Origin of the sequence: Streptomyces sp. NPDC006265 (genome assembly GCF_040613555.1) — a bacterium.
Classification (GTDB): domain Bacteria; phylum Actinomycetota; class Actinomycetes; order Streptomycetales; family Streptomycetaceae; genus Streptomyces.
This window is the reverse complement of the sequence record NZ_JBEXSH010000073.1, coordinates 1-18,312: the sequence shown is the minus strand read 5'-3', so window position 1 is coordinate 18,312 and position 18,312 is coordinate 1. Positions and strand designations below refer to the sequence as shown.

The window sequence follows — 18,312 nt, the reverse complement described above, 5'->3', positions numbered from 1 at the left end:
TCGGCCGGTGCGGCGTGTGGGGGTGCCCCCTGCTCGAGCGGAGTCGAGAGCGTGGGGGAGCGTGCCGGGCGTCGTGACGGGGCGAACGTTGCCTGCCGCGGCAACTAGCACGCCCGGCCGAGCCGCGCCGCGCCGACCTGCCGTGGCCGCGTCGCCCTGCGCCGACCTGCCGGAGGCATCGCCCGCCGATCTGCCGCCCGCACGGTCGCGACCGATCCGGCGAGGCCGTCGGGGCTCAGCCGTCGACCCGTACCCACACCGGAGCGTGGTCCGAGCCGGGTTCGTCCCGGCGCTTCGAGGGGTCCGGGCCGACCGACGGCAGGCCGGGCGGGCCCTCGCCGGGCAGGCCCGTGCCCGCCTGCGTCGCCCGGTGCACCAGGCGGTGGCTCAGCAGCACGTGGTCGATCAGCTCGCGCCGCCCGGAGTTCACCCGGGACCAGCGCTGCCCGGGCGGGATCAGCGGGGCCACGTCCCACAGCCGCGTCGCATCGCCCCGGTCGGGCCGGTCATAGCCCGGGGTGCCGATCTCCGAGCCGGGCGGGCCGAGCAGGATCTGCGTGGTTGCCGCCTGCACCTCGTCGTTCAGGTCGCCCAGGACGGCGACGTCCCGCGCCCGCCCGTCGCCGGCCAGCAGTTCGTCCGCGAGCGCACGCAGCGCCGTCGCCTCGGCCGTCCGGCGGTACAGGGCGTAGGCGCCGTAACGGGCCCGTTCGCCCTCGTCGCGCGGCTGGAACCGGCCGTCCGGATACGACAGCAGCTTCGACTTCAGATGACAGACCGCCACCCGCAGCGGCCCGTCCACGCCCTCGACCTCAACGGCCAGGACGCCCCGCCCCGCCTGTCCCGCCGTCAGCCCCGAATCGTCCGCCTGGACAGGGCGCAGCTCCGCCGGGAACGCCCGCGTGTCGGCCACCACCGTCATGGGCGTACGGCTCAGGAACCCGACCCGTATGCCCCGGCTGTCCGCATGCTCCGACAGGGCGACGTGCCAGTCGTCGTCGAGCATCCCGGCCAGGTCCTTCAGGGCCTCCGGGTCCCCCACCTCCTGCACGCCGAGCAGGGTCGGATCGAGTTCGGTGATCGCGGCGGCGAGCGCGGCGAGCTTCGCCCCGTACCCGGCCTCGTCGTGCGGGCCGTACGGGCCGCCGGGCCGGTAGAGATTCTCCAGGTTCCAGGTGCCGATGAGCATGCCGGGCTCCTTTCAGAAGCCGACAGTCGGGGTGGTGAGGCCAGGGTGCGCGCCCGGCCCGCCCCGCGACAGAGCCGTGACGGGAAGTGCGGTTCGGCTCATGCCGTCCTACGACGCCGTCGTACGTTGGCGTGATGACGCCTTCTGCCGCGGACAGTCCCGTCGACCTCATCATCAGCGCATGTACCGTCCTCGTGCACGACGATCAAGAGCGGATCGGGTTCGCGGAGGACGCCGCGATCGTCGTACGGGGCGGGATCGTCGAGGCCGTCACGACCACTGCGGAAGCCGCGGAGCTGTCCGCCGCCGAGCGGATCGACGCCCGCGGTCAGGTGGCCCTGCCCGGCCTGATCAACTGTCACACGCACGCGCCGATGGTCGCGCTGCGCGGCCTCGCCGAAGACCTTCCCACCGAGGAGTGGTTCAACGACGTCGTCTGGCCCGTCGAGTCCAACCTCACGGAACGGGACGTCGAGCTGGGGGCGCGGCTCGCCTGCGCCGAGATGATCCGCGCGGGCGTCACCTGTTTCGCCGACCACTACTTCGCCATGGACGCGGTGGCGCGGGTGGTCGCGGACTGCGGCATGCGGGCGCTGCTCGGGGCGGCCTTCTTCTCCTCGCAGGGCCCCGAAGGCCTGGAGCGGTCACTGGAGTTCGCGCTGCGGCACCGCGGAGCGGCCGACGGCCGGATCACCACCGCGCTCGCGCCGCACGCCCCCTACACGGTCGACGACACCGACCTCGCCGGCACCGCCGAGCTCGCCCGCACGCACGGCCTGCCCGTGCACCTGCACGCCGCCGAGAACCGCGACCAGACCGAGACCAGCCTCGCCCGCCACGGCGTCACCCCGATCGAGGTCCTGGAACGCACCACCCTCCTCCACACGGACCTGCTCCTCGCCCACGGCACCGGCATCGTCGACAGCGACCTCCCCCTCCTGGAGCGGGCCGACGGCCGCACGGCCGTCGCCACCGCGCCCCGCGGCTACCTCAAGTTCGCCTGGCCCGACACCACACCGGTCCGCGCCCTGCGCGACATCGGCGTCGACGTCGGACTCGCCACCGACGGCGCCGCCTCCAACAACAGCCTCGATGTGTGGGAGTCCATGGCCCTCACCTCGCTGGTCCAGAAGTCCGCCGAGGGCGATCCCCGCCGGCTGACCTCCCGCCAGGCCCTGCACCACGCCACCCTGCAGAGCGCGCGCGCCGTCGGCCTCGGTGACAGCGCCGGCAGCATCGCGCCCGGCCGGCGCGCCGACATCGTCCTGGTCGACCTCACCGGGCCGCACACCCGGCCCGTCCACGACCTCGCCGCCACCCTCGTGCACAGCGCCCGCTCCGCCGACATCCGCACCACGATCGTCGAAGGACGGATCCTGATGCGCGACCGGGAACTGCTGACGATCGACGTGCCGGAGGTGGCCCGGGAACTGGAGGAGCGCCTACCCGCGCTCGTCGACCGCCGCCATGGCCGCCGCATCCAGCAGTACGACACCTGACGGCACACGAAGACGTTCCGGAAATTCTGCCGGGCAGCGATGAGTTCCGCGTCTCCCGACGGTCACCACCTCGGACGGACCGCTGTCACAGGAGGGCCATGTCGCTTCCGGAGATCGTCTCGCGCGGCGAATGGCGCGCGGCGCGTGCAGAACTGCTGCTCAAGGAGAAAGCCGCCACCCGCGCGCGGGACGCGCTCAACGCCGAGCGGCGCGGACTTCCCATGGTGGAGGTCGACGAGGAGTACGTGTTCGAGGGCGGGGACGGCAAGGCCACCCTGCTCGACCTGTTCGAGGACCGGCGCCAGCTCGTCGTCTACCACTTCATGTTCGCCCCCGAGTGGGACGCGGGGTGCCGTAGCTGCTCCGGATTCCTGGACCAAATAGGGCATCTTGCCCATCTCCATGCCCGCGACACATCGTTCGCGGCCGTGTCCCGCGCGCCCTACCCGAAGATCCTTCCGTTCAAGGCGCGGATGGGCTGGACGCTGCCCTGGTACTCGTCGTACGGCAGCGGCTTCAACCGGGACTTCGAGGTGCCCCTCGCGCAGGAGGGTGAGCTCGTCGAGCGGACCGGCCTCAGCTGCTTCCTGCGGGACCGCGAGCGGGTCTTCCACACGTACACGACGTACGAGCGTGGCCTCGACGGTCTGGGCTCCACCGCCAGCCTGCTGGACCTCACCGCACTCGGCCGGCAGGGGGAGTGGGAGGAACCCAAGGGGCGCGCGTCGGCCTTTGGGGCGCCTGCGGGAAGTGAGCGCGTCCGGTATCACGACGAGTACGAAGGCTGATACGGAAAGTGAATCCATCCGCCAAGAGGCTGAGAGGTTGATCACACTTGGCGGTGAACGCGTGTCAACTACGTCTCAGAACCGTCACTTCGCGAGCCGTTCACCCCATCGTTGGCGTTTAACTCTACGAGTACAGCGCTACATGGAGGTGCAGGGTGAACGGGCGAACGGTGCTCGAGCGCTTTCCCGCCGGCGGGCCGCGTGGCTCCTGGCCTGCGGAGGAGTTCGCGCAGGCACGACGCAGCGAAGGCCTGCCCGCCGAGGTCGTCATGGACCTCGCCACGGACATGTTCCTGGTGATCGTCCGCAGCGGGGACGTGGCCGACGCGACCGCCTGAGGCGTGCCGTCAGCCCGCCTTCGGCGCCGGTACCTTCCTGACCGGCGCGGGCGACGGGGCGAACTGCTCCGCCTGGAGCGCGTACAGCTCGGCGTAGAGCCCGCCGGTCGCCAGCAGCTCGTCCGGCGTCCCGGACTCCACGAGCCGGCCCTGATCCAGGACGTGCACCAGATCCGCGTGCCGTACGGACGCCAGCCGGTGCGTGATCAGCACGACCGTCTGGCCGCTGTCGGCCAGGGCGCGGATCCGCTCGAAGACCTCCAGCTCGGCCCGGGCGTCCAGGGCCGCCGTCGGCTCGTCCACGATCAGGATGCGGCCCCTGCGGTACGCCGCCCGGGCGATGCCCAGCCGCTGCCACTGGCCACCCGACAGCTCGTGCCCGCCGCTGAAGTTGCGGGCGAGCAGCGTGTCCAGGCCGCGCGGCAGGTCCGCGATCACCGCCTCCGCCCCGGCCTCGGCGACCGACGCGGCCAGCCGGTCCTCGCACAGGGGCACCGAGGGACGCCCCAGGGCGACGTTCACCCGGGCCGTGAACGGCCACCGCTTGAAGTCCTGCGCCACCATCGCGATCCGCTCGGCCAGCCGGTGCCGGTCGGCCGTCGCCGCGTCCACGCCGTCCCACAGGATCCGCCCCCGCTCCGGCCGGTAGAGCCCGGCGAGCAGCTTGACCAGGGTGGTCTTGCCGGAGCCGTTCTCGCCGACCAGTGCGACGATGCGGCCGAGCGGCAGGCTCAGCGTCACGTCGTCGAGGGCGGGCCGGGCCGAGTCGCCCGGGTAGCGGAACGTGACGTTCTCGAAGCGGATCTCGCGCGGGTCCTCCGGCAGCGGCGCGCCCCCCGCCGGGATCGCCCACTGGTCCGCCTCGGTGTACAGCCGCTGCAGATCGCCGACGAAGAGCGCTTCCTCGTGCAGTGCGTTGACCTCCACCACGAGCGTGTCGAGGCTCTGCGAGCCGGTCCGGATCGCGATCACGGCCGTACCCGCCACCGACAGCGCCATCGCCCCCGCCAACAGCAGCCCGCCCAGTGTCGCGTAGGTCGCCGCCGTCGCCAGGCCCGTCCACGCCGCCGCGATCAGGCCCGTGCGGGCGGCGAGCCCGGACAGGCGGGCCTGCTCGGCCTCGGCCGTCTCGGACATCGCGCGGAAGTGCCGCAGCAGGAAGGAGCCCACCCCGTGCACCCGGATCTCGGGGGCTGCCTCGGGTTCGATCAGCAGGTTGCCGAGCAGCCGGCCCGCGCGGGCGTGCTGCACCCAGGCGTGGAAGGACTCGTAGCGCCGCCGGGCGACGGTCAGCGCGCTCCAGGCGCTCGGCAGGGTCATCGTGACCAGCAGCGGCAGCAGGGCCGGGTGCAGCACGGTCAGCACGCCCGCCGCCGCGACCAGGGAGATCATCGCGTTGATCACGCGCGTGCCGTAGGAGATCATCCGGCGTGCGGAGGCGGCGCCGTACTGCGCGGTGTCGAGCAGCTTGTGGAAGGCGTGGTCCTCGATCGCTGCCAGCTCCACGGCCGCGGCCCGCTCCAGGTACCGCTCGGTCGCCACCCGCTCCACCTTGGGCTCCAGCCGGCCGGTGGCGTAGGTGCTCGCGGCCCGCAGCAGGGCGGCGAGGAACATCACGGCGGCCACCGTGACCAGGGCGGGAACGGCTCCGCGCAGCCGGTCGTCGATCGGGCCGCCGCCCATCAGCCCGGCCAGCACGCTGTTGACGGCGAGCAGGGCCACCGCCTGCGCCGCGCCCCGGCCCGCCTCGGCGGCCAGCACGATCCGCGCGGCGCCCCGGTCGGCCTGCCGGGCGAGCTCCAGGCTGGACGCGAGCAGGGACGGGAGCCGGGTGATCATGGCGCGGAAGTTCAGCTCCAGGAACGCGTCGGCGTGCTGGTTCCAGCCCATGTCGTAGCGCAGCGGCCCGCCGAAGAGCAGCCGCTCCGACTCGGACACCTCCGGCGCGGTCCGCTTCTTCCCCACCGTCGACCGACCTCCCCGTCCCCCGCACGTGAACGAACGGCCACTATCGCGGGGCGGTCGCCCGCCTGGGCAGGGCGCAGCCCGGGGCGCCGGATGCGCGCGGGCGCACGACCTGACGGGGGGAGGTGCGGGGCGGCGCGGGGGTGTGGGGTGGTGAGGGGGTGGAGGGCTGCGCCGGAGGGTTCCGGGGTGGGGTGGTGAGGGACCGGGCGTGCGAAGGAAGGCCGTGCGGAGGCCGGTGGCGTGAGGGGCCGGCGGGTGGCGCTAGGCGCTGACCGGGCGCGACCAGGACGGGGCCGTTCCCGTCACGCGGCACAGGGCCAGGTAGAGGGGGATCGGCGGGGTGTACGGAAGCGTGCCGTCCGGGCGGTGGATCAGCTCGGGGATCTCCGGCAGGTCCGGGACGACCGCGCCGGTGACGTACCGCGCCGGGGCGGGCCATTCCAGTGCGTGGTCGGAGTCGGACGGCACCAGCCACCACCAGTGCGCGTCGTCGGCATAGACACAGCCCAGCCGGGGCAGCCGCGGCATGACCAGCGAGCCGACGCGGGCGGGGACGGCGACCGCGTCGCAGCCGAGCGGGGCGGTCATGCCGTGGGGCACGGGCAGCCGAAGGGCGGGACCAGGCGTGTGCAGTCCGCGCCGGACGCGCACCAGCGTGTCCAGGTTCAGCACGTGGCCTCCCCGCACCGGGCTCATGCGTGCCTCCGCTCTCGGTGGTGCCCCTGCGGGGGGACCTCCGGGACGCCGTGCGTGTGGCGCGCCTGATGGGTTCCGTCCCCGTCGTCCGGGTCGTCGGACGGACCCCGCTTCGGGCGGGCGCCCCAGCCCAGGTCGCTCCGCGGCCCGGCCGGACCGTCCGGGGCCTCCTGGGTGTCCGCCGTGCGGGGCAGCTCGGCCCAGACCAGCAGCCCGGGGCCGTTCTCATGGGCACCCCAGGAATGACAGAGGGCGTCGACGAGGAGCAGTCCCCTCCCGTGCTCCTCCTCGGGCCGTGTCCGGCCGGCGGCGTGGGGCTGGCCGGGGGCGCAGCCCTCGTCGCGCACGGCTATCCGCACCAGGTCGTCGCTGTCGAGCAGCTCGCACACTATGTGGGTGCTCGCCGTGTGCACGATGGCGTTGGTGACCAGCTCGGAAACCACCAGGGCCGCGCTGTCGCACGTGTCCTCGCACACCGACCAGCCCGTCAGCCGGGCCCGTGTCAGGCGTCTGGCCTGGGCGGGAGAACCCGGATGTGCGGCCAGCTCGAAACGGAACCGGCGCTCGGCAGCGGCCCCGAGGGGGGTCTCTCCCGTAGCGGCGCCAAGCCCGGGAAGGCTTGCGGCGGCGTCTGTTCCTAAGGGCGCGGACGGAATCACGCTTGCCACTATCGCCCTGCCGTGAACACTTGGCAAGTGTCACTCTGAAAATTGCAGAGTGCTGGGTGACGGTCTGGAAGGCCGTGGCACACTGCTCGCAACAGCACCCCGCGCGGCGCCAGTTGGGATCGTCGAAGATTCGTTCGAAATGTTGTTCGGATCGGTTCTTCGAAGAGGTCTTCGAATGGCGCCGCCGGGCTGTCAGCGCTTCTTTTCCGGCCGGCTCGTCAGAACTCTTCGTGGAGGTGGAGCGTGAGTGAACCGCGGTCCGCGCCGACGGTCGGTCAGGTCGTTCTCGGCCGACGCCTGTTGGACCTGAGGGAACGCGCGGGGATGAGGCGCGAGGAGGCCGCGCGCATCCTGCGCGTCGCCCCCGCCACGGTCCGGCGGATGGAGATGGCCGAGGTCGCGCTCAAAATCCCCTATCTGCAACTGCTCCTCAGGGCCTACGGAATCTCCGACGAGGAAGCCGAGGCCTTCGTCCAGCTGGCCGAGGACGCCAACAGGCCCGGCTGGTGGCAGCGTTTCCACGACATCCTGCCCGGCTGGTTCTCGATGTACGTGAGCCTCGAGGGCGCGGCCAGCGTCATCCGCAGTTACGAGCCCCATTTCGTCCCCGGGCTGCTGCAGACCGAGGACTACGCGCGCGGAGTGCTCCGGTCGGGCGCCATCGGCCAGACCCGGCCCGAGGACATCGAGCGCCATGTCGCCCTGCGGATGCAGCGCCAGGACCTGCTCACCCGGGAGGACGCGCCGCGGCTCTGGGTCGTGATGGACGAGACCGCGCTGCGGCGCCCGGCCGGTGGCCCGGAGGTGATGCGCGCCCAGATCGACAAACTGCTCGACGCCACGAAGCTGCCCAACGTGACGCTGCAGATCGCCCCGTTCGCCAATGGGCCGCACCCGGGCACGTACGGGCCGTTCGTGCTGTTCCGATTCGCCATGGCCGAACTGCCGGACATGGTCTACAGCGAGTACCTGACCGGCGCGGTCTATCTCGACGCGCGCACCGAGGTGGCGACCCACCTCGAGGTCATGGACCGCATGGCGGCGCAGGCCGCTACGGCACATCGCACGAAGGAGATCCTCCGGGATCTCCGCAAGGAGCTGTGAATGGATCGCATCAAGCCGCGCAAACACGTCTACAACGGCATGCCCGCGCGCGACTTGGGCAGCGAAGGCTGGCACAAGCCGTGGAGCGGTGGAAACGGAGGCAACTGCCTGGAGGCGATGAAACTCGCCGACGGCCGGATCGCCCTCAGGCAGTCCACCGACCCCGACGGGCCGGCACTGATCTACACCACCGACGAGATGACGGCCTTCATCGAAGGAGCCAAGGCGGGGGAGGCGGACTTCCTGCTGTCCTGACGTGATTGCCGTTGCCGTTTGCGACGCTCGACTTCCTCACGTTGTCTGCGTTCCTTACGTTGTCGCTGAATCGCTGGTGCTGAATTGACCACCCTCTGTGCCTTACGGAGAGCCTCATGACCGGGCAGGACCCCACGTCGGCCGTACAGATCGACACGACCAGACCCCATCCCGCGCGGATGTACGACTGGTACCTCGGCGGAAAGGACAACTACCCGGTCGACGAGGCGATGGGCCGGCAGATGCTCACCCTCGACCCCCGGGTGCCGGTGATGGCGCGGGTCAACCGCGCGTTCATGCACCGGACCACGCGCTGGCTGGCCGGCAGCGGCGTACGGCAGTTCCTGGACATCGGCACCGGCATCCCGACCGAGCCCAACCTCCACCAGGTCGCCCAGGAGACCGCGCCCGGCACTCGGGTCGTCTACTGCGACAACGACCCCATCGTCCTGGCGCACGCGGCGGCACTGCTGCGCGGCGCGGACGAGGGCGCGACCGAGTACCTCCAGGCCGACGTGCGCGACCCGGACGCCATCCTGGAGGGCGCGAGGAAGGTCCTGGACTTCACCCGGCCCGTCGCGCTGTCGCTCATCGCGCTGCTGCACTTCGTCTCCGACGAGGACGGCGCCCACGACCTGGTCCGCAGGCTGCTCGCCGAACTGCCCTCCGGCAGCTACCTGGTGATGACCCACGCGACGGCCGACTTCACCCCGGAGGAGTCGACGGCGGCCACCGAGAAGCTGCGCGCCGCCGGGGTCACCCTGGCCCTGCGCTCCCGCGAGGAGTTCACCCGCTTCTTCGACGGCCTCGACCTCGTCGAGCCCGGCGTCGAGGTGCCGCACCACTGGCACCCCGAGCTGGGCGAGCCCGTGCCCGGCCAGGACGACGGGGTGATCCCGGGCTACGGGGCGGTCGGGCGCAAGGCCTAGAAACTAGGCCGTGTCCGCGAAGTCCCGCCTGCCCCGTGACGCCTCGCACGCTCCCCCGAGCTCTCGACTCCGCTCGAGCAGGGGCCCCTCGCCGCACCGGACGAAGCCCCAGGTACGTCCGGTACGAGGGACTTCGCCCGGCACGCCGAGAGCACGCACCGGACGCCGCGGGGACCGCCCTCCGGGCGAACGACGGGACCTTGCGGACACGACCTAGGCACTTCGGGATCCTCCAGGTTCCGCTTCGGGCCGGTCACGGCGGCGGCAGTACACCGCACAGCGCCTCCAGAGCCGACCCGTAGGCGTGCTCGGAGGGGGTCGCGTACCCGACCACGAGACCGTCGCCCACCGGCATGTCCGTCTCCGGGTGCCGGAACGCGGCGAGGCCGTCGAGGGCGACGCCCTGCCAGGCGGCGGCCTTGACCGCGGACGCCTCGGTGCCGGGCGGCAGCCGGAGCACCGCGTGCAGCCCGGCCGCCACGCCGGTCACCTCGATGTGCGGCGCGTGCACGGCCAGTGCCGCGACGCTGGTCCCCGAGCCCTGCCGGGCGGTGAGCCAGCCCTCGGCGACCAGCTCCGCGTACGCGTCCGCCACCGTGTTGCGGGCGACGCCGAGGTCCGCCGCGAGCGAGCGGTACGGCGGCAGCCGGGTGCCCGGAGCGAGCCGCCCGCTGCGCACGGCCTCGCGCAGCGCCCGGATCAGCGCCGCCCGCCTGCCGCCCGTCCCGGTCAGCTCCAGATGCAGGTCGGACCCGATCCGCTCCGCCGAATTGACCCAGGAATCAGCCATGAGAATGCACCCTACAGTGGGTCTTTCCGGCTCGTAGGTTGAAGGGCATGACGACGAACACGAGCACGAAGCCCACCCATGTGACGGCGCCCCGGCTGGACTTCGGCACGTCGGCCCCGAAGACCTTCCGCGCCCTCATCGCCTTCGACTCCGCCGCCCGCGAGGGCATCGACCCGGCCCTGGTCGAGCTGATCCAGATCCGCTCCTCGCAGCTCAACCACTGCGCGTACTGCCTCCACATGCACACCAACGACGCCCGTAAGGCCGGCGAGAGCGAGGACCGGCTGCACATGGTCGCAGTGTGGCGCGAGGCCCGCCACTTCTTCACCGAGCGGGAGCAGGCGGCCCTCGCCCTCACCGACGCCATGACCCTCGTCGCCGACGCCGGCGTCCCGCACGACATCTACGCGTGCGCCGCGGCGCAGTTCGACGAGCGGGAACTGGCCCAGGTCCTCGCCCTGATCTGCACGATCAACACGTGGAACCGGGTGGCCCTGTCGACGGGGAAGGCGGCGGGGAGGGACGAACGGTGATCGTCCCTCTGGGCTGTGGTCGTCCTTTGGGGGCGTGATCGGCCTTCGGGTAGGCGGTGATCGTCCTCCGGGCAGGGCGGAGCCCTACACCGCCATGGGCCGGTCGTGCGGCCCGATCGGTGCAGGGAGCCTCGAACTGCCCGTCAGATGACGGTCGACGGCCGCCGCCACCGCCCGCCCCTCGGCGATCGCCCACACGATGAGGGACTGCCCCCGGGCCGCGTCCCCCGCGGCGAACACCCCGGGCACGTTCGTGGCGAAACCGGAGTCCCGCGCGACCGTCCCGCGGGGCTCCATCTCCAGCCCCAGCTGGTCGACGAGCCCGTCCTCCCGGTCGGGTCCGCAGAAGCCGAGGGCGAGCAGCACGAGGTCCGCCGGGAGCGTCCGCCCGGTGCCCTCCACCGGGCTGCGCCGCGCGTCCACCTCGGTCAGGTGCAGCGACCGCACATGCCCCTGCGCGTCACCGTCGAAGCGCAGCGTGGAGGCGGCGAACAGCCGTGCGTCCGCGTCGGCGACCGGGGCGGTCCGCAGGTCACGGGCCTCTTCATGGGCGGCGGACAGCCGGTAGATCCGCATCGGGTACGTCGGCCAGGGCTCGGTGTCCTCGTCGCGCACCGCGTCCGGCAGAGCGTAGATGTCCAGCTGGGTCACGGACGCGGCACCCTCCCGGACGGCCGTGCCCAGACAGTCCGCCCCGGTGTCGCCGCCGCCGACGATGACGACGTGCTTCCCGGCGGCCGACAGCGGGGAGGTCTCCAGATCGCCCTCGCGCACCCGGTTGGCCAGCGGGAGGTACTCCATCGCCTGGCGGATGCCCGTCAGCTCCCGCCCCGGCACCGGAAGTTCACGCCACGCCGTCGACCCGGTGGCGAGCACCACGGCGTCGTAGCGGGTCCGCAGCTCGTCGGCCCCGATGTCCCGCCCGACCGCCGTCGACGTCCGGAACTTCGTCCCCTCGGCCCGCATCTGCTCCAGCCGCCGCTCCAGGTGGTGCTTCTCCATCTTGAACGCGGGGATGCCGTACCGCATCAGCCCGCCGAGCCGGTCGTCCCGCTCGTACACGGCGACCGTGTGCCCGGCCCGCGTCAGCTGCTGGGCCGCGGCCAGTCCGGTGGGGCCCGAACCGATCACCGCCACCGTCTTGCCGGACAGCCGCTCCGGAGGCCTCGGCGGGGCGAAGCCCTCCTCCCAGGCCCGGTCGGCGATGGCGCACTCGACGTTCTTGATGGTGACGGCCGGCTGGTTGATCGCCAGCACACACCCCGCCTCGCACGGCGCCGGGCACAACCGGCCGGTGAACTCCGGGAAGTTGTTCGTGGCGTGCAGCCGGTCGGCGGCCGCCCGCCAGTCCTCCCTGGACACCAGGTCGTTCCACTCGGGGATCAGATTGCCCAGCGGGCAGGCGTCGTGGCAGAAGGGGATGCCGCAGTCCATGCAACGGTCGGCCTGCTTGCTGATGATCGGCAGCAGCGCCCCGGGGACATAGACCTCGTCCCAGTCCCGTGCCCGTTCCTCCACCGGCCGGCGCGGCCAGTCCTGGCGGGGCGTGGTCATGAAACCCTTGGGATCGGCCATGGCCGTCTTCCTTGCGTGCGCGTGTGACAGGCCGTGCGTCGCCGGGCGGCGCTCTTCTCAGTCGTGGTGCTGCACTCTTCTCACTGTGGTGCGGCACCCTCGCTCATGGTGCGGCATGCCCCATTCGTGGTGCGGCGTTCTTTTCGCCACGATACGTCCGCCTCCCGGCCGGTGCCTGTCGCCGCGTGGCGCGGCCGTCAGGTGAGCGCCAGTACGTACGACAGCGCCGCCCCGGCCGAGGCGGCCGTGCGGACGTGGTTCCACAGCGTCCACTCGCGCACATACGCCGGCCAGTACGCCGCCGCCTCCGGGGTGCCCGGATCCAGCTCGGCCAGCGCGTCGTTGCGCGGCACGTTCGCGACCATGGTCAGCCCGAACGACCCGAACAGATACAGCACGCTTCCCACCAGCAGCTCCACGGTCCCCTCGTCCGGCCACAGCACGAACGTCACCACGGCGATCACCGCGCACAGCACGGCCGATCCCAGGAACACGATCATGAACGGCAGGGTCACCGCGGCCACGTTGATCGCGTTCATCGAGGCCACTCCCTGCGCGGGCGGCAGCATGCCGAGGCCCCGCATCACGAAGGTCGAGAACCCACAGAACACCCCGGCCACCAGCCCGGTCCCGAGCACCCCCAGCACCGTCAGCACGAAGTACGGTCCGTCGATCATGTCCCTCTCCCGCCCGTCGAGCCGGGATCCTGCCCGGCACCCTTCCTCACCACAAGTGAATTCCCGCACGAGCACAGTGACCACGGCCGAGGGGTGCGGTGCCACAAGCAGACGTCCACGGTCCGTCGGGCGGCTCTCATCACGGCCCGTCGAAGGCCGGGGCGACGCCCGGCGGCGCTGCGTCCCGGGCTCCTCACGTCACCCCGCCGAACCGAGTCCCGCCTCGGCCCAGCCCCCCAGCACCGCCGCCACCGCCGCCGCGATCCGCCGCCGCGCCTCGTGTCTGGGCACGCCGCTCATCAGCAGCCGGTCGTACGGCGTGTCCAGATGCCGTACGGACGCCACGACCGCCGCGGTCACCGCGCTCTCGGTCAGCGCACGTCCCGCAGCGCTGCGGCCCACCCGCCCGCTGCCCCGCTCCGAGGCGTGCAGGGCGATGGCCCGCGCCCGGCCGGCCGGGCACCCGGGAAACAGGCGGCGTATCTCCGTCGCGAACGCCTGGGCCAACAGGGCGTCCTGAGCCCCCCGCCGCCGCGCGTCCCGCACCCGGCGCCGCCGTCTCGCCTCGGCATCCGCCAGACACCGCAACTCGGCCCGCGCGAGCGCCTCCTCCTCGACCAGAACGCCCTGCCGCTCGTACCGGCTCTTGCGCCGGTTGAACCGCACGACCACCGCCGACAGCGCGCTCTCCCCCCTGGATCTGCGCGTCAGCGCGGTGTCACCGCTCGGCAGGAACACCAGATGCCCGAGGTCGGCACAGTCGAGGCAGCGCGGGGCGCCGTCCTCGAGGACGAGCAGCGGCAACGGCCCTCGCCGGCACTCGGCGCAGTACCGCCGCTTGAGGGGCTGGAAGACGAGAAGTCCGGTGAGGGGCGGGAGCGTCACGCGGGGGACCATACGTGGTTCATTCCCCCTGACAGCGGCGCGAACTACGCACTTCCCTACAGACACTGGCGATCCTTCCGCTGTCCCTGGCAGGCCTCCGCGGCCGGCCCCCTCCTGCCCCGGCCTGACGCATCATGGGCCGTGTGCGACTCGAAGCGATCACCTGGGAACGGCTCGGCGACCTGCTCGCCGAACGCCTGCTCGATCTGAAGCCCGCCGACGGCAGCCCCTGGCCACGCATCGCCTTCGACGGCGCCCCGGCAGCCCGCCCGGGAGATCTCGCCCACCGGGTCTCGGAGACGCTGCGCGTACGCGGCCGCTCCTCGCTCGTCGTTGGCACGGAGGGCTTCTGGCGCCCCGCCTCCGTGCGGCTGGAGTACGGCCACCAGGACGTCGAGGCCTACTTCAGCGGCTGGTACGACACCGGCGCCCTGTGGCGCGAGGTGTTCGGTCCGCTCGAAGCCGACGGCACCGGTCGCGTCCTGCCCGACCTGTGGGACCCGGCCGCCGACCGCGCCACTCGCAGTCCCTACGTCGAACTCCCGCCCGGTGGCGTGCTGTTGCTGCACGGGCCCTTCCTCCTCAAGCACTGGTTCCCCTTCGATCTGAGCGTTCACGTCCTCCTCTCCCAGGGCGCCCTGCGCCGCCGCACACCCGAGGCCGAGCACTGGACCCTCCCGGCCTTCGAGCGCTATGCCCAGGAGTCGGACCCGGTGGCGGCGGCGGACGTCCTGGTGCGGGCCGACGACCCGCGCCATCCGGCATGGGGCGGCTGAGCCGAGCCATCCGGCGTGGGGCGGTTGACATAGCGCCATCCGGCATGGGGCGGCTGAGCCGGGGCCCGGTGTTCCGTGGTGACCGGCGAGGAGTCGGCTTCCGTGTGCGGGCATCCGGTGGTACGGCGAGAATGAAGGGCACCGGGACTCGCGGTGCGTCCCGCTCCGCGCCGGCCGTCCGGCACCGGGAGGTACTCCATGACCACCGCCGGAGACATCATGCACCGCGGCGCCCAGTGGATCCCCGCCCACGAAACCCTCGACCGCGCCGCCCAGATCATGCGTGAGCTGAACGTCGGCGCCCTGCCGATCAGTGACGAGAACGAGCGGCTCTGCGGCATCCTCACCGACCGCGACATCGTCATCGGCTGCGTCGCCATGGGCCACGACCCCGCGAGGACCACCGCGGGCGAGATGGCCAAGGGCACGCCCCGGTGGATCGACGCGGACGCCGATGTCGGCGAGGTGCTCCACGAGATGCGGGAGCACCAGATCCGCCGGCTGCCCGTGATCAAGGACAAGCGTCTCGTCGGCATGATCAGCGAAGCCGACCTGGCCCGGCATCTCGCGAAGGACCAGATCGCCTCCTGGGCGGAGAGCGTCTACGCCACGACCGCGATGCACTGACCTCGCGGGTCACTCCACCCGTGTCCCACCGGCTCCGTGCGGGTCACCGCCCGCGTCAGAGCCAGCCGCTGCGCCGGAACCCCCGGTACAACGCGAGACACGCGACGGATATCACGCCGATGACCAGGCCGTAGCCGTACCGCCAGTGCAGCTCCGGCATGTGGTCGAAGTTCATGCCGTAGACCCCGCAGACCATCGTCGGCACGGCGACGATCGCGGCCCACGCCGTGATCTTCCGCATGTCCTCGTTCTGTGCGACCGTGACCTGCGCGAGGTGCGCTTGGAGGATGGAGTTGAGCAGTTCGTCGAAGGCCGCGATCTGCTCCTTCGCCCGCAGGAGATGGTCCGAGACGTCGCGGAAGTACGCCTGTATCTCCGGGTCGACCGCCCGGATCGGCCGGGTGGCGAGATCCTCCAGCGGCCGGCTGAGCGGCACCACCGCCCGCTTCAGCTCGAGCAGTTCCCGCTTGAGCTGGTAGATGCGCCCCGGGTCGGCCCGCGCGCCGGCCTCCGAGAACACGTCGGTCTCGACCTGGTCGATGTCCGCCTGCACCGCGCCCGTGACCGTCAGGTAGCCGTCGACCACGTGGTCCGCGAGCGCGTGCAGCACCGCCGAGGGGCCCTTGGCGAGCTGGCCGGGATCGGCCTCCAACTCCTCGCGCAGCGGGCCCAGCGAGCCGTGCCGGCCGTGCCGCACCGTGATCACGAAGTCCGCGCCGACGAACACCATGATCTCGCCGGTGTTCACCACCTCGCTGGTGGCCGTCAGCTCCTCGTGCTCGACGTAGCAGACCGTCTTGAGGACCGCGAAGAGCATCTCGCCGTAGCGCTCCAGCTTGGGGCGCTGATGGGCCTCGATCGCGTCCTCGACCGCCAGCGGGTGCAGGTCGAAGAGCTCGGCGATGCCCGCGAACTCCTGGTCGGTGGGCTCGTGCAGCCCGAGCCAGACGAAGCCCTCCCGGCTCTTGCGCACCCGCTCCACGGTGTCCACCAGATCGCCGCGCTCGGACGTGCGGACGCCCTCCCGGTAGGTCACGCAGTTCACCACCGAGGAGCCCAGCGGGGACCGGGCCGGGTGACTCAGGTCGACGCGCGGGCGCCGCCGGGCCAGCCGAGCCACCTTGCGAAGGCCGCCGACCCCGCCGAGGCTCGTGACCTTCCGCAGATTCCCTGCCCTGGACATCCGGATCTCCTTGCGTGGAACCCATCGCGTCGTTCCTGTGGCTTGGCGCGTCAGTCTGCCAGGCCCGCGTGAGCTGCGGGTAAGCCTGTGGAAACGGCCCATTCCGCTTGGTTCCCGGTGGTGGACGAACCTCGGCGCCGACGCCGTGGGCCCTGCCACATCGACGCATGCCCGTGCCGGACGGTTCTCAGTGCCCACGCATCCGATGCGGTTCTCCGTGCCGGAGCGTCGACAGGTACGGATAAGTAGGACAAATGGGATGATCGTGGCATGATGCGAACCGACGGATACCTCCTGGACAACCGGCAGACCGAGGCGGCAGAGCACTTCAGCGCTTTCGCCGCTCTCTTCGACCCCACGACGTTCCGGCATCTCGAAGAGCTCGGCGTCGGATCCGGCTGGCGATGCTGGGAGGTCGGCGCCGGCACCACCGTTGTGTCCTGGCTGGCCAAGAAGGTCGGCCCGACCGGCCGCGTCGTCGCGACCGACACCGACACCGCACGGCTCGCCTCCGCCGCCCGGCCGCCCGTCGAGGTGCGGGTCCACGACCTCGGCGCAAAGGAGCCCCCGGGGGAGGGCTTCGACCTGGTGCACGCCCGCCTCGCCCTCATCCATGTCACCGACCGCGAACGGGCGTTGCGGTCCATGGTCCAGGCTCTGCGCCCCGGCGGTCGCCTCCTCGTCGAGGACGCCGACCCCGCGCTTCAGCCGCTCCTCTGCCCCGACGAGCACGGCCCCGAGCAGCAGCTCGCGAACCGGCTGCGGCACGGCTTCCGCAGACTGCTCGCCGACCGCGGGACCGACCTGCCGTGCGGCCGCACCCTGCCGCGGCAGCTCCGGGACGCCGGGCTGACCCGGGTCCAGGCCGACGCCTACTTCCCCCTCACCTCGCCGGCCTGTGCGGCCCTGGAGTCGGTCACGATCCGCCAGATCCGCGACCAGCTCGTCATCGCGGGCCTGGCCACGGACCAGGACATCGACCGGCACCTCGAGAACGTCACGTCCGGCACGCTCGATCTGACGACGGCACCGATGATCTCGGCGTGGGGGCGCAAGCAATAGCGGGTGGCCGGTAGCCGGCGGCTGGCGGCTTCAGGGCATCCGGGTCTGGATGGTCAGCCCGGCGCGGGCGGTCTGCCGCCCACTCGTTCCACCGCTCGCGCACCCGCCCGGCAGCCCTCCGCCGCGGCGTCCTCCGGCCCGGCACCCGCCAGCAGGGCGGCGAGGAACGCGCCGGTGAAGGCGTCACCGGCGCCGGTGGTGTCCCGTGGAGTCGCCGGTACGGCCGGGACACGGGCGCGCACCTTCCCCGAGCGGGCCACCAGCGCCCCCTCGTTCCCCTGCTTGACGACGACCAACGGCACCCGCCGGCTCAGCTCGGCCGCCGCCTCGGCTGCGTCCCCCAGCCCCGTCAGCAGGCCCGCCTCGCCCCGGCTGGGCAGCAGGACGTCCACACCGTCTACGAGCGTCAGGAACCGCTCCGCACCCAGCTCCGCGAGGAATCCGGCCGATGCCGGGTCCACACTCACCGGCACTCCACGCGCGCGTGCGGCTTTCAGCGCCACTGCCACCAGGTCCCGGCTCGGCTCGGAGAACAGGAGGTAACCCGACAGGTGCAGCCGTGCCACGCCGTCGAGCAGCGCGTCCGACCAGTCGGCGGGCCCGAGCCGCTGGGACGCGCCGCCGTCGGTGAGGAACGTCCGCTCCGCCGAAGCGCCCCCGTCGACCACGCAGATCACCGTGCCGGTCGGGGCGAGCGGATCGACGACGAGCTGTGGACGCACTCCCTGGGCGCCCAGTTCCCGCTCGTGCCAGGCTGCCGCGTCAGTCCC

General features: G+C 72.2%; 20 protein-coding genes. 10 read left to right on the top strand and 10 right to left on the bottom strand.

Annotation, left to right across the window (positions count from 1 at the left end; genetic code table 11):
* Positions 1–235 precede the first annotated feature (235 nt).
* Positions 236–1,189 carry an endonuclease/exonuclease/phosphatase family protein gene (locus tag ABZ281_RS09370; RefSeq protein WP_356653705.1) on the bottom strand — a complete coding sequence of 318 codons (954 nt, stop codon included), beginning with the start codon at positions 1,187–1,189 and terminating at the stop codon, positions 236–238.
* 134 nt (positions 1,190–1,323) lie between these two features.
* Here ABZ281_RS09370 and ABZ281_RS09365 point away from each other — a divergent pair, with 134 nt between their 5' ends.
* The 3 genes from ABZ281_RS09365 to ABZ281_RS09355 all read left to right on the top strand — a co-directional run bounded on the left by ABZ281_RS09365 (position 1,324) and on the right by ABZ281_RS09355 (position 3,814).
* The gene (locus ABZ281_RS09365; RefSeq protein WP_356653703.1) at positions 1,324–2,688 is read left to right on the top strand and encodes an amidohydrolase; all 1,365 of its coding nucleotides are present in this window, start codon (positions 1,324–1,326) and stop codon (positions 2,686–2,688) included.
* Between the two features lie 98 nt (positions 2,689–2,786).
* Positions 2,787–3,476, top strand: coding sequence for a DUF899 domain-containing protein (locus ABZ281_RS09360; RefSeq protein ID WP_356653701.1), 690 nt, complete (start codon positions 2,787–2,789; stop codon positions 3,474–3,476).
* Positions 3,477–3,631: 155 nt separating this feature from the next.
* On the top strand, positions 3,632–3,814 hold the full coding sequence (locus ABZ281_RS09355; RefSeq protein WP_010039591.1) for a hypothetical protein: 183 nt from the start codon (positions 3,632–3,634) through the stop codon (positions 3,812–3,814).
* 9 nt (positions 3,815–3,823) lie between these two features.
* Here ABZ281_RS09355 and ABZ281_RS09350 read toward each other — a convergent pair whose 3' ends face one another.
* The 3 genes from ABZ281_RS09350 to ABZ281_RS09340 all read right to left on the bottom strand — a co-directional run bounded on the left by ABZ281_RS09350 (position 3,824) and on the right by ABZ281_RS09340 (position 7,146).
* Positions 3,824–5,779, bottom strand: a complete 1,956-nt coding sequence (locus tag ABZ281_RS09350) for an ABC transporter ATP-binding protein (protein ID WP_356653699.1) — start codon at positions 5,777–5,779, stop codon at positions 3,824–3,826.
* A gap of 264 nt (positions 5,780–6,043) precedes the next feature.
* Positions 6,044–6,478 carry a hypothetical protein gene (locus ABZ281_RS09345; RefSeq protein ID WP_356653697.1) on the bottom strand — a complete coding sequence of 145 codons (435 nt, stop codon included), beginning with the start codon at positions 6,476–6,478 and terminating at the stop codon, positions 6,044–6,046.
* Positions 6,475–7,146 (bottom strand): ATP-binding protein, encoded by a 672-nt coding sequence (locus ABZ281_RS09340; RefSeq protein ID WP_356653695.1) that lies wholly within the window; start codon positions 7,144–7,146, stop codon positions 6,475–6,477. The genes ABZ281_RS09345 and ABZ281_RS09340 overlap by 4 nt, the downstream gene beginning before the upstream one ends.
* A 243-nt stretch (positions 7,147–7,389) precedes the next feature.
* On the opposite strand from ABZ281_RS09340, the gene ABZ281_RS09335 reads away from it, so the two are divergent.
* The 3 genes from ABZ281_RS09335 (at position 7,390) to ABZ281_RS09325 (ending at position 9,434) form a co-directional block, all read left to right on the top strand.
* On the top strand, positions 7,390–8,250 hold the full coding sequence (locus tag ABZ281_RS09335) for a helix-turn-helix transcriptional regulator (RefSeq protein ID WP_356653693.1): 861 nt from the start codon (positions 7,390–7,392) through the stop codon (positions 8,248–8,250).
* Complete coding sequence (locus tag ABZ281_RS09330) at positions 8,251–8,505, top strand: DUF397 domain-containing protein (RefSeq protein WP_030852880.1); 255 nt, start codon at positions 8,251–8,253, stop codon at positions 8,503–8,505. It abuts the gene before it with no gap.
* Positions 8,506–8,621: 116 nt separating this feature from the next.
* Positions 8,622–9,434 carry an SAM-dependent methyltransferase gene (locus tag ABZ281_RS09325; protein ID WP_356653691.1) on the top strand — a complete coding sequence of 271 codons (813 nt, stop codon included), beginning with the start codon at positions 8,622–8,624 and terminating at the stop codon, positions 9,432–9,434.
* Between the two features lie 253 nt (positions 9,435–9,687).
* On the opposite strand, the gene ABZ281_RS09320 is transcribed toward ABZ281_RS09325, so the two are convergent.
* Entirely contained in the window at positions 9,688–10,224 is a 537-nt protein-coding gene (locus ABZ281_RS09320) for a GntR family transcriptional regulator (RefSeq protein ID WP_356653689.1), read from the bottom strand.
* 47 nt (positions 10,225–10,271) lie between these two features.
* Here ABZ281_RS09320 and ABZ281_RS09315 point away from each other — a divergent pair, with 47 nt between their 5' ends.
* Positions 10,272–10,757, top strand: a complete 486-nt coding sequence (locus ABZ281_RS09315) for a carboxymuconolactone decarboxylase family protein (RefSeq protein ID WP_356653687.1) — start codon at positions 10,272–10,274, stop codon at positions 10,755–10,757.
* 84 nt (positions 10,758–10,841) lie between these two features.
* Here the strand turns inward: ABZ281_RS09315 and ABZ281_RS09310 are convergent, their stop codons facing one another.
* The 3 genes from ABZ281_RS09310 to ABZ281_RS09300 all read right to left on the bottom strand — a co-directional run bounded on the left by ABZ281_RS09310 (position 10,842) and on the right by ABZ281_RS09300 (position 13,906).
* Entirely contained in the window at positions 10,842–12,332 is a 1,491-nt protein-coding gene (locus ABZ281_RS09310; protein ID WP_356653685.1) for a glutamate synthase subunit beta, read from the bottom strand.
* Positions 12,333–12,529: 197 nt separating this feature from the next.
* Positions 12,530–13,009 carry an anthrone oxygenase family protein gene (locus ABZ281_RS09305; protein ID WP_356653683.1) on the bottom strand — a complete coding sequence of 160 codons (480 nt, stop codon included), beginning with the start codon at positions 13,007–13,009 and terminating at the stop codon, positions 12,530–12,532.
* A 198-nt stretch (positions 13,010–13,207) separates the two neighbouring features.
* Positions 13,208–13,906, bottom strand: coding sequence for a DUF2293 domain-containing protein (locus tag ABZ281_RS09300; protein ID WP_356653681.1), 699 nt, complete (start codon positions 13,904–13,906; stop codon positions 13,208–13,210).
* A 122-nt stretch (positions 13,907–14,028) separates the two neighbouring features.
* Between ABZ281_RS09300 and ABZ281_RS09295 the strand changes: the two genes are divergently transcribed.
* Both ABZ281_RS09295 and ABZ281_RS09290 read left to right on the top strand, forming a co-directional pair.
* Positions 14,029–14,670 carry a uridine kinase gene (locus ABZ281_RS09295; protein ID WP_356653679.1) on the top strand — a complete coding sequence of 214 codons (642 nt, stop codon included), beginning with the start codon at positions 14,029–14,031 and terminating at the stop codon, positions 14,668–14,670.
* 198 nt (positions 14,671–14,868) lie between these two features.
* Complete coding sequence (locus tag ABZ281_RS09290) at positions 14,869–15,297, top strand: CBS domain-containing protein (protein WP_356653677.1); 429 nt, start codon at positions 14,869–14,871, stop codon at positions 15,295–15,297.
* A 55-nt stretch (positions 15,298–15,352) separates the two neighbouring features.
* On the opposite strand, the gene ABZ281_RS09285 is transcribed toward ABZ281_RS09290, so the two are convergent.
* Positions 15,353–16,480, bottom strand: coding sequence for a magnesium and cobalt transport protein CorA (locus ABZ281_RS09285; protein ID WP_356653675.1), 1,128 nt, complete (start codon positions 16,478–16,480; stop codon positions 15,353–15,355).
* Between the two features lie 270 nt (positions 16,481–16,750).
* Between ABZ281_RS09285 and ABZ281_RS09280 the strand changes: the two genes are divergently transcribed.
* Positions 16,751–17,542: a methyltransferase domain-containing protein gene (locus tag ABZ281_RS09280; protein WP_356653673.1), complete on the top strand. Its 792-nt coding sequence runs from the start codon at positions 16,751–16,753 to the stop codon at positions 17,540–17,542.
* A 53-nt stretch (positions 17,543–17,595) separates the two neighbouring features.
* Here ABZ281_RS09280 and ABZ281_RS09275 read toward each other — a convergent pair.
* Positions 17,596–18,312, bottom strand: a 717-nt coding sequence (locus ABZ281_RS09275) for a PfkB family carbohydrate kinase (protein WP_356653671.1), incomplete at its 5' end; no start/stop codon positions are given.

Bases quoted from the DNA above. Each gene is read 5' to 3' on its own strand.
- ABZ281_RS09290 (WP_356653677.1), top strand. From the start codon at position 14,869: ATGACCACCGCCGGAGACATCATGCACCGCGGCGCCCAGTGGATCCCC.
- ABZ281_RS09310 (WP_356653685.1), bottom strand. From the start codon at position 12,332: ATGGCCGATCCCAAGGGTTTCATGACCACGCCCCGCCAGGACTGGCCG.
- ABZ281_RS09315 (WP_356653687.1), top strand. From the start codon at position 10,272: ATGACGACGAACACGAGCACGAAGCCCACCCATGTGACGGCGCCCCGG.
- ABZ281_RS09280 (WP_356653673.1), top strand. From the start codon at position 16,751: ATGATGCGAACCGACGGATACCTCCTGGACAACCGGCAGACCGAGGCG.
- ABZ281_RS09360 (WP_356653701.1), top strand. From the start codon at position 2,787: ATGTCGCTTCCGGAGATCGTCTCGCGCGGCGAATGGCGCGCGGCGCGT.
- ABZ281_RS09330 (WP_030852880.1), top strand. From the start codon at position 8,251: ATGGATCGCATCAAGCCGCGCAAACACGTCTACAACGGCATGCCCGCG.
- ABZ281_RS09305 (WP_356653683.1), bottom strand. From the start codon at position 13,009: ATGATCGACGGACCGTACTTCGTGCTGACGGTGCTGGGGGTGCTCGGG.
- ABZ281_RS09370 (WP_356653705.1), bottom strand. From the start codon at position 1,189: ATGCTCATCGGCACCTGGAACCTGGAGAATCTCTACCGGCCCGGCGGC.
- ABZ281_RS09345 (WP_356653697.1), bottom strand. From the start codon at position 6,478: ATGAGCCCGGTGCGGGGAGGCCACGTGCTGAACCTGGACACGCTGGTG.
- ABZ281_RS09325 (WP_356653691.1), top strand. From the start codon at position 8,622: ATGACCGGGCAGGACCCCACGTCGGCCGTACAGATCGACACGACCAGA.
- ABZ281_RS09285 (WP_356653675.1), bottom strand. From the start codon at position 16,480: ATGTCCAGGGCAGGGAATCTGCGGAAGGTCACGAGCCTCGGCGGGGTC.
- ABZ281_RS09320 (WP_356653689.1), bottom strand. From the start codon at position 10,224: ATGGCTGATTCCTGGGTCAATTCGGCGGAGCGGATCGGGTCCGACCTG.
- ABZ281_RS09295 (WP_356653679.1), top strand. From the start codon at position 14,029: ATGGGCCGTGTGCGACTCGAAGCGATCACCTGGGAACGGCTCGGCGAC.
- ABZ281_RS09365 (WP_356653703.1), top strand. From the start codon at position 1,324: ATGACGCCTTCTGCCGCGGACAGTCCCGTCGACCTCATCATCAGCGCA.
- ABZ281_RS09300 (WP_356653681.1), bottom strand. From the start codon at position 13,906: ATGGTCCCCCGCGTGACGCTCCCGCCCCTCACCGGACTTCTCGTCTTC.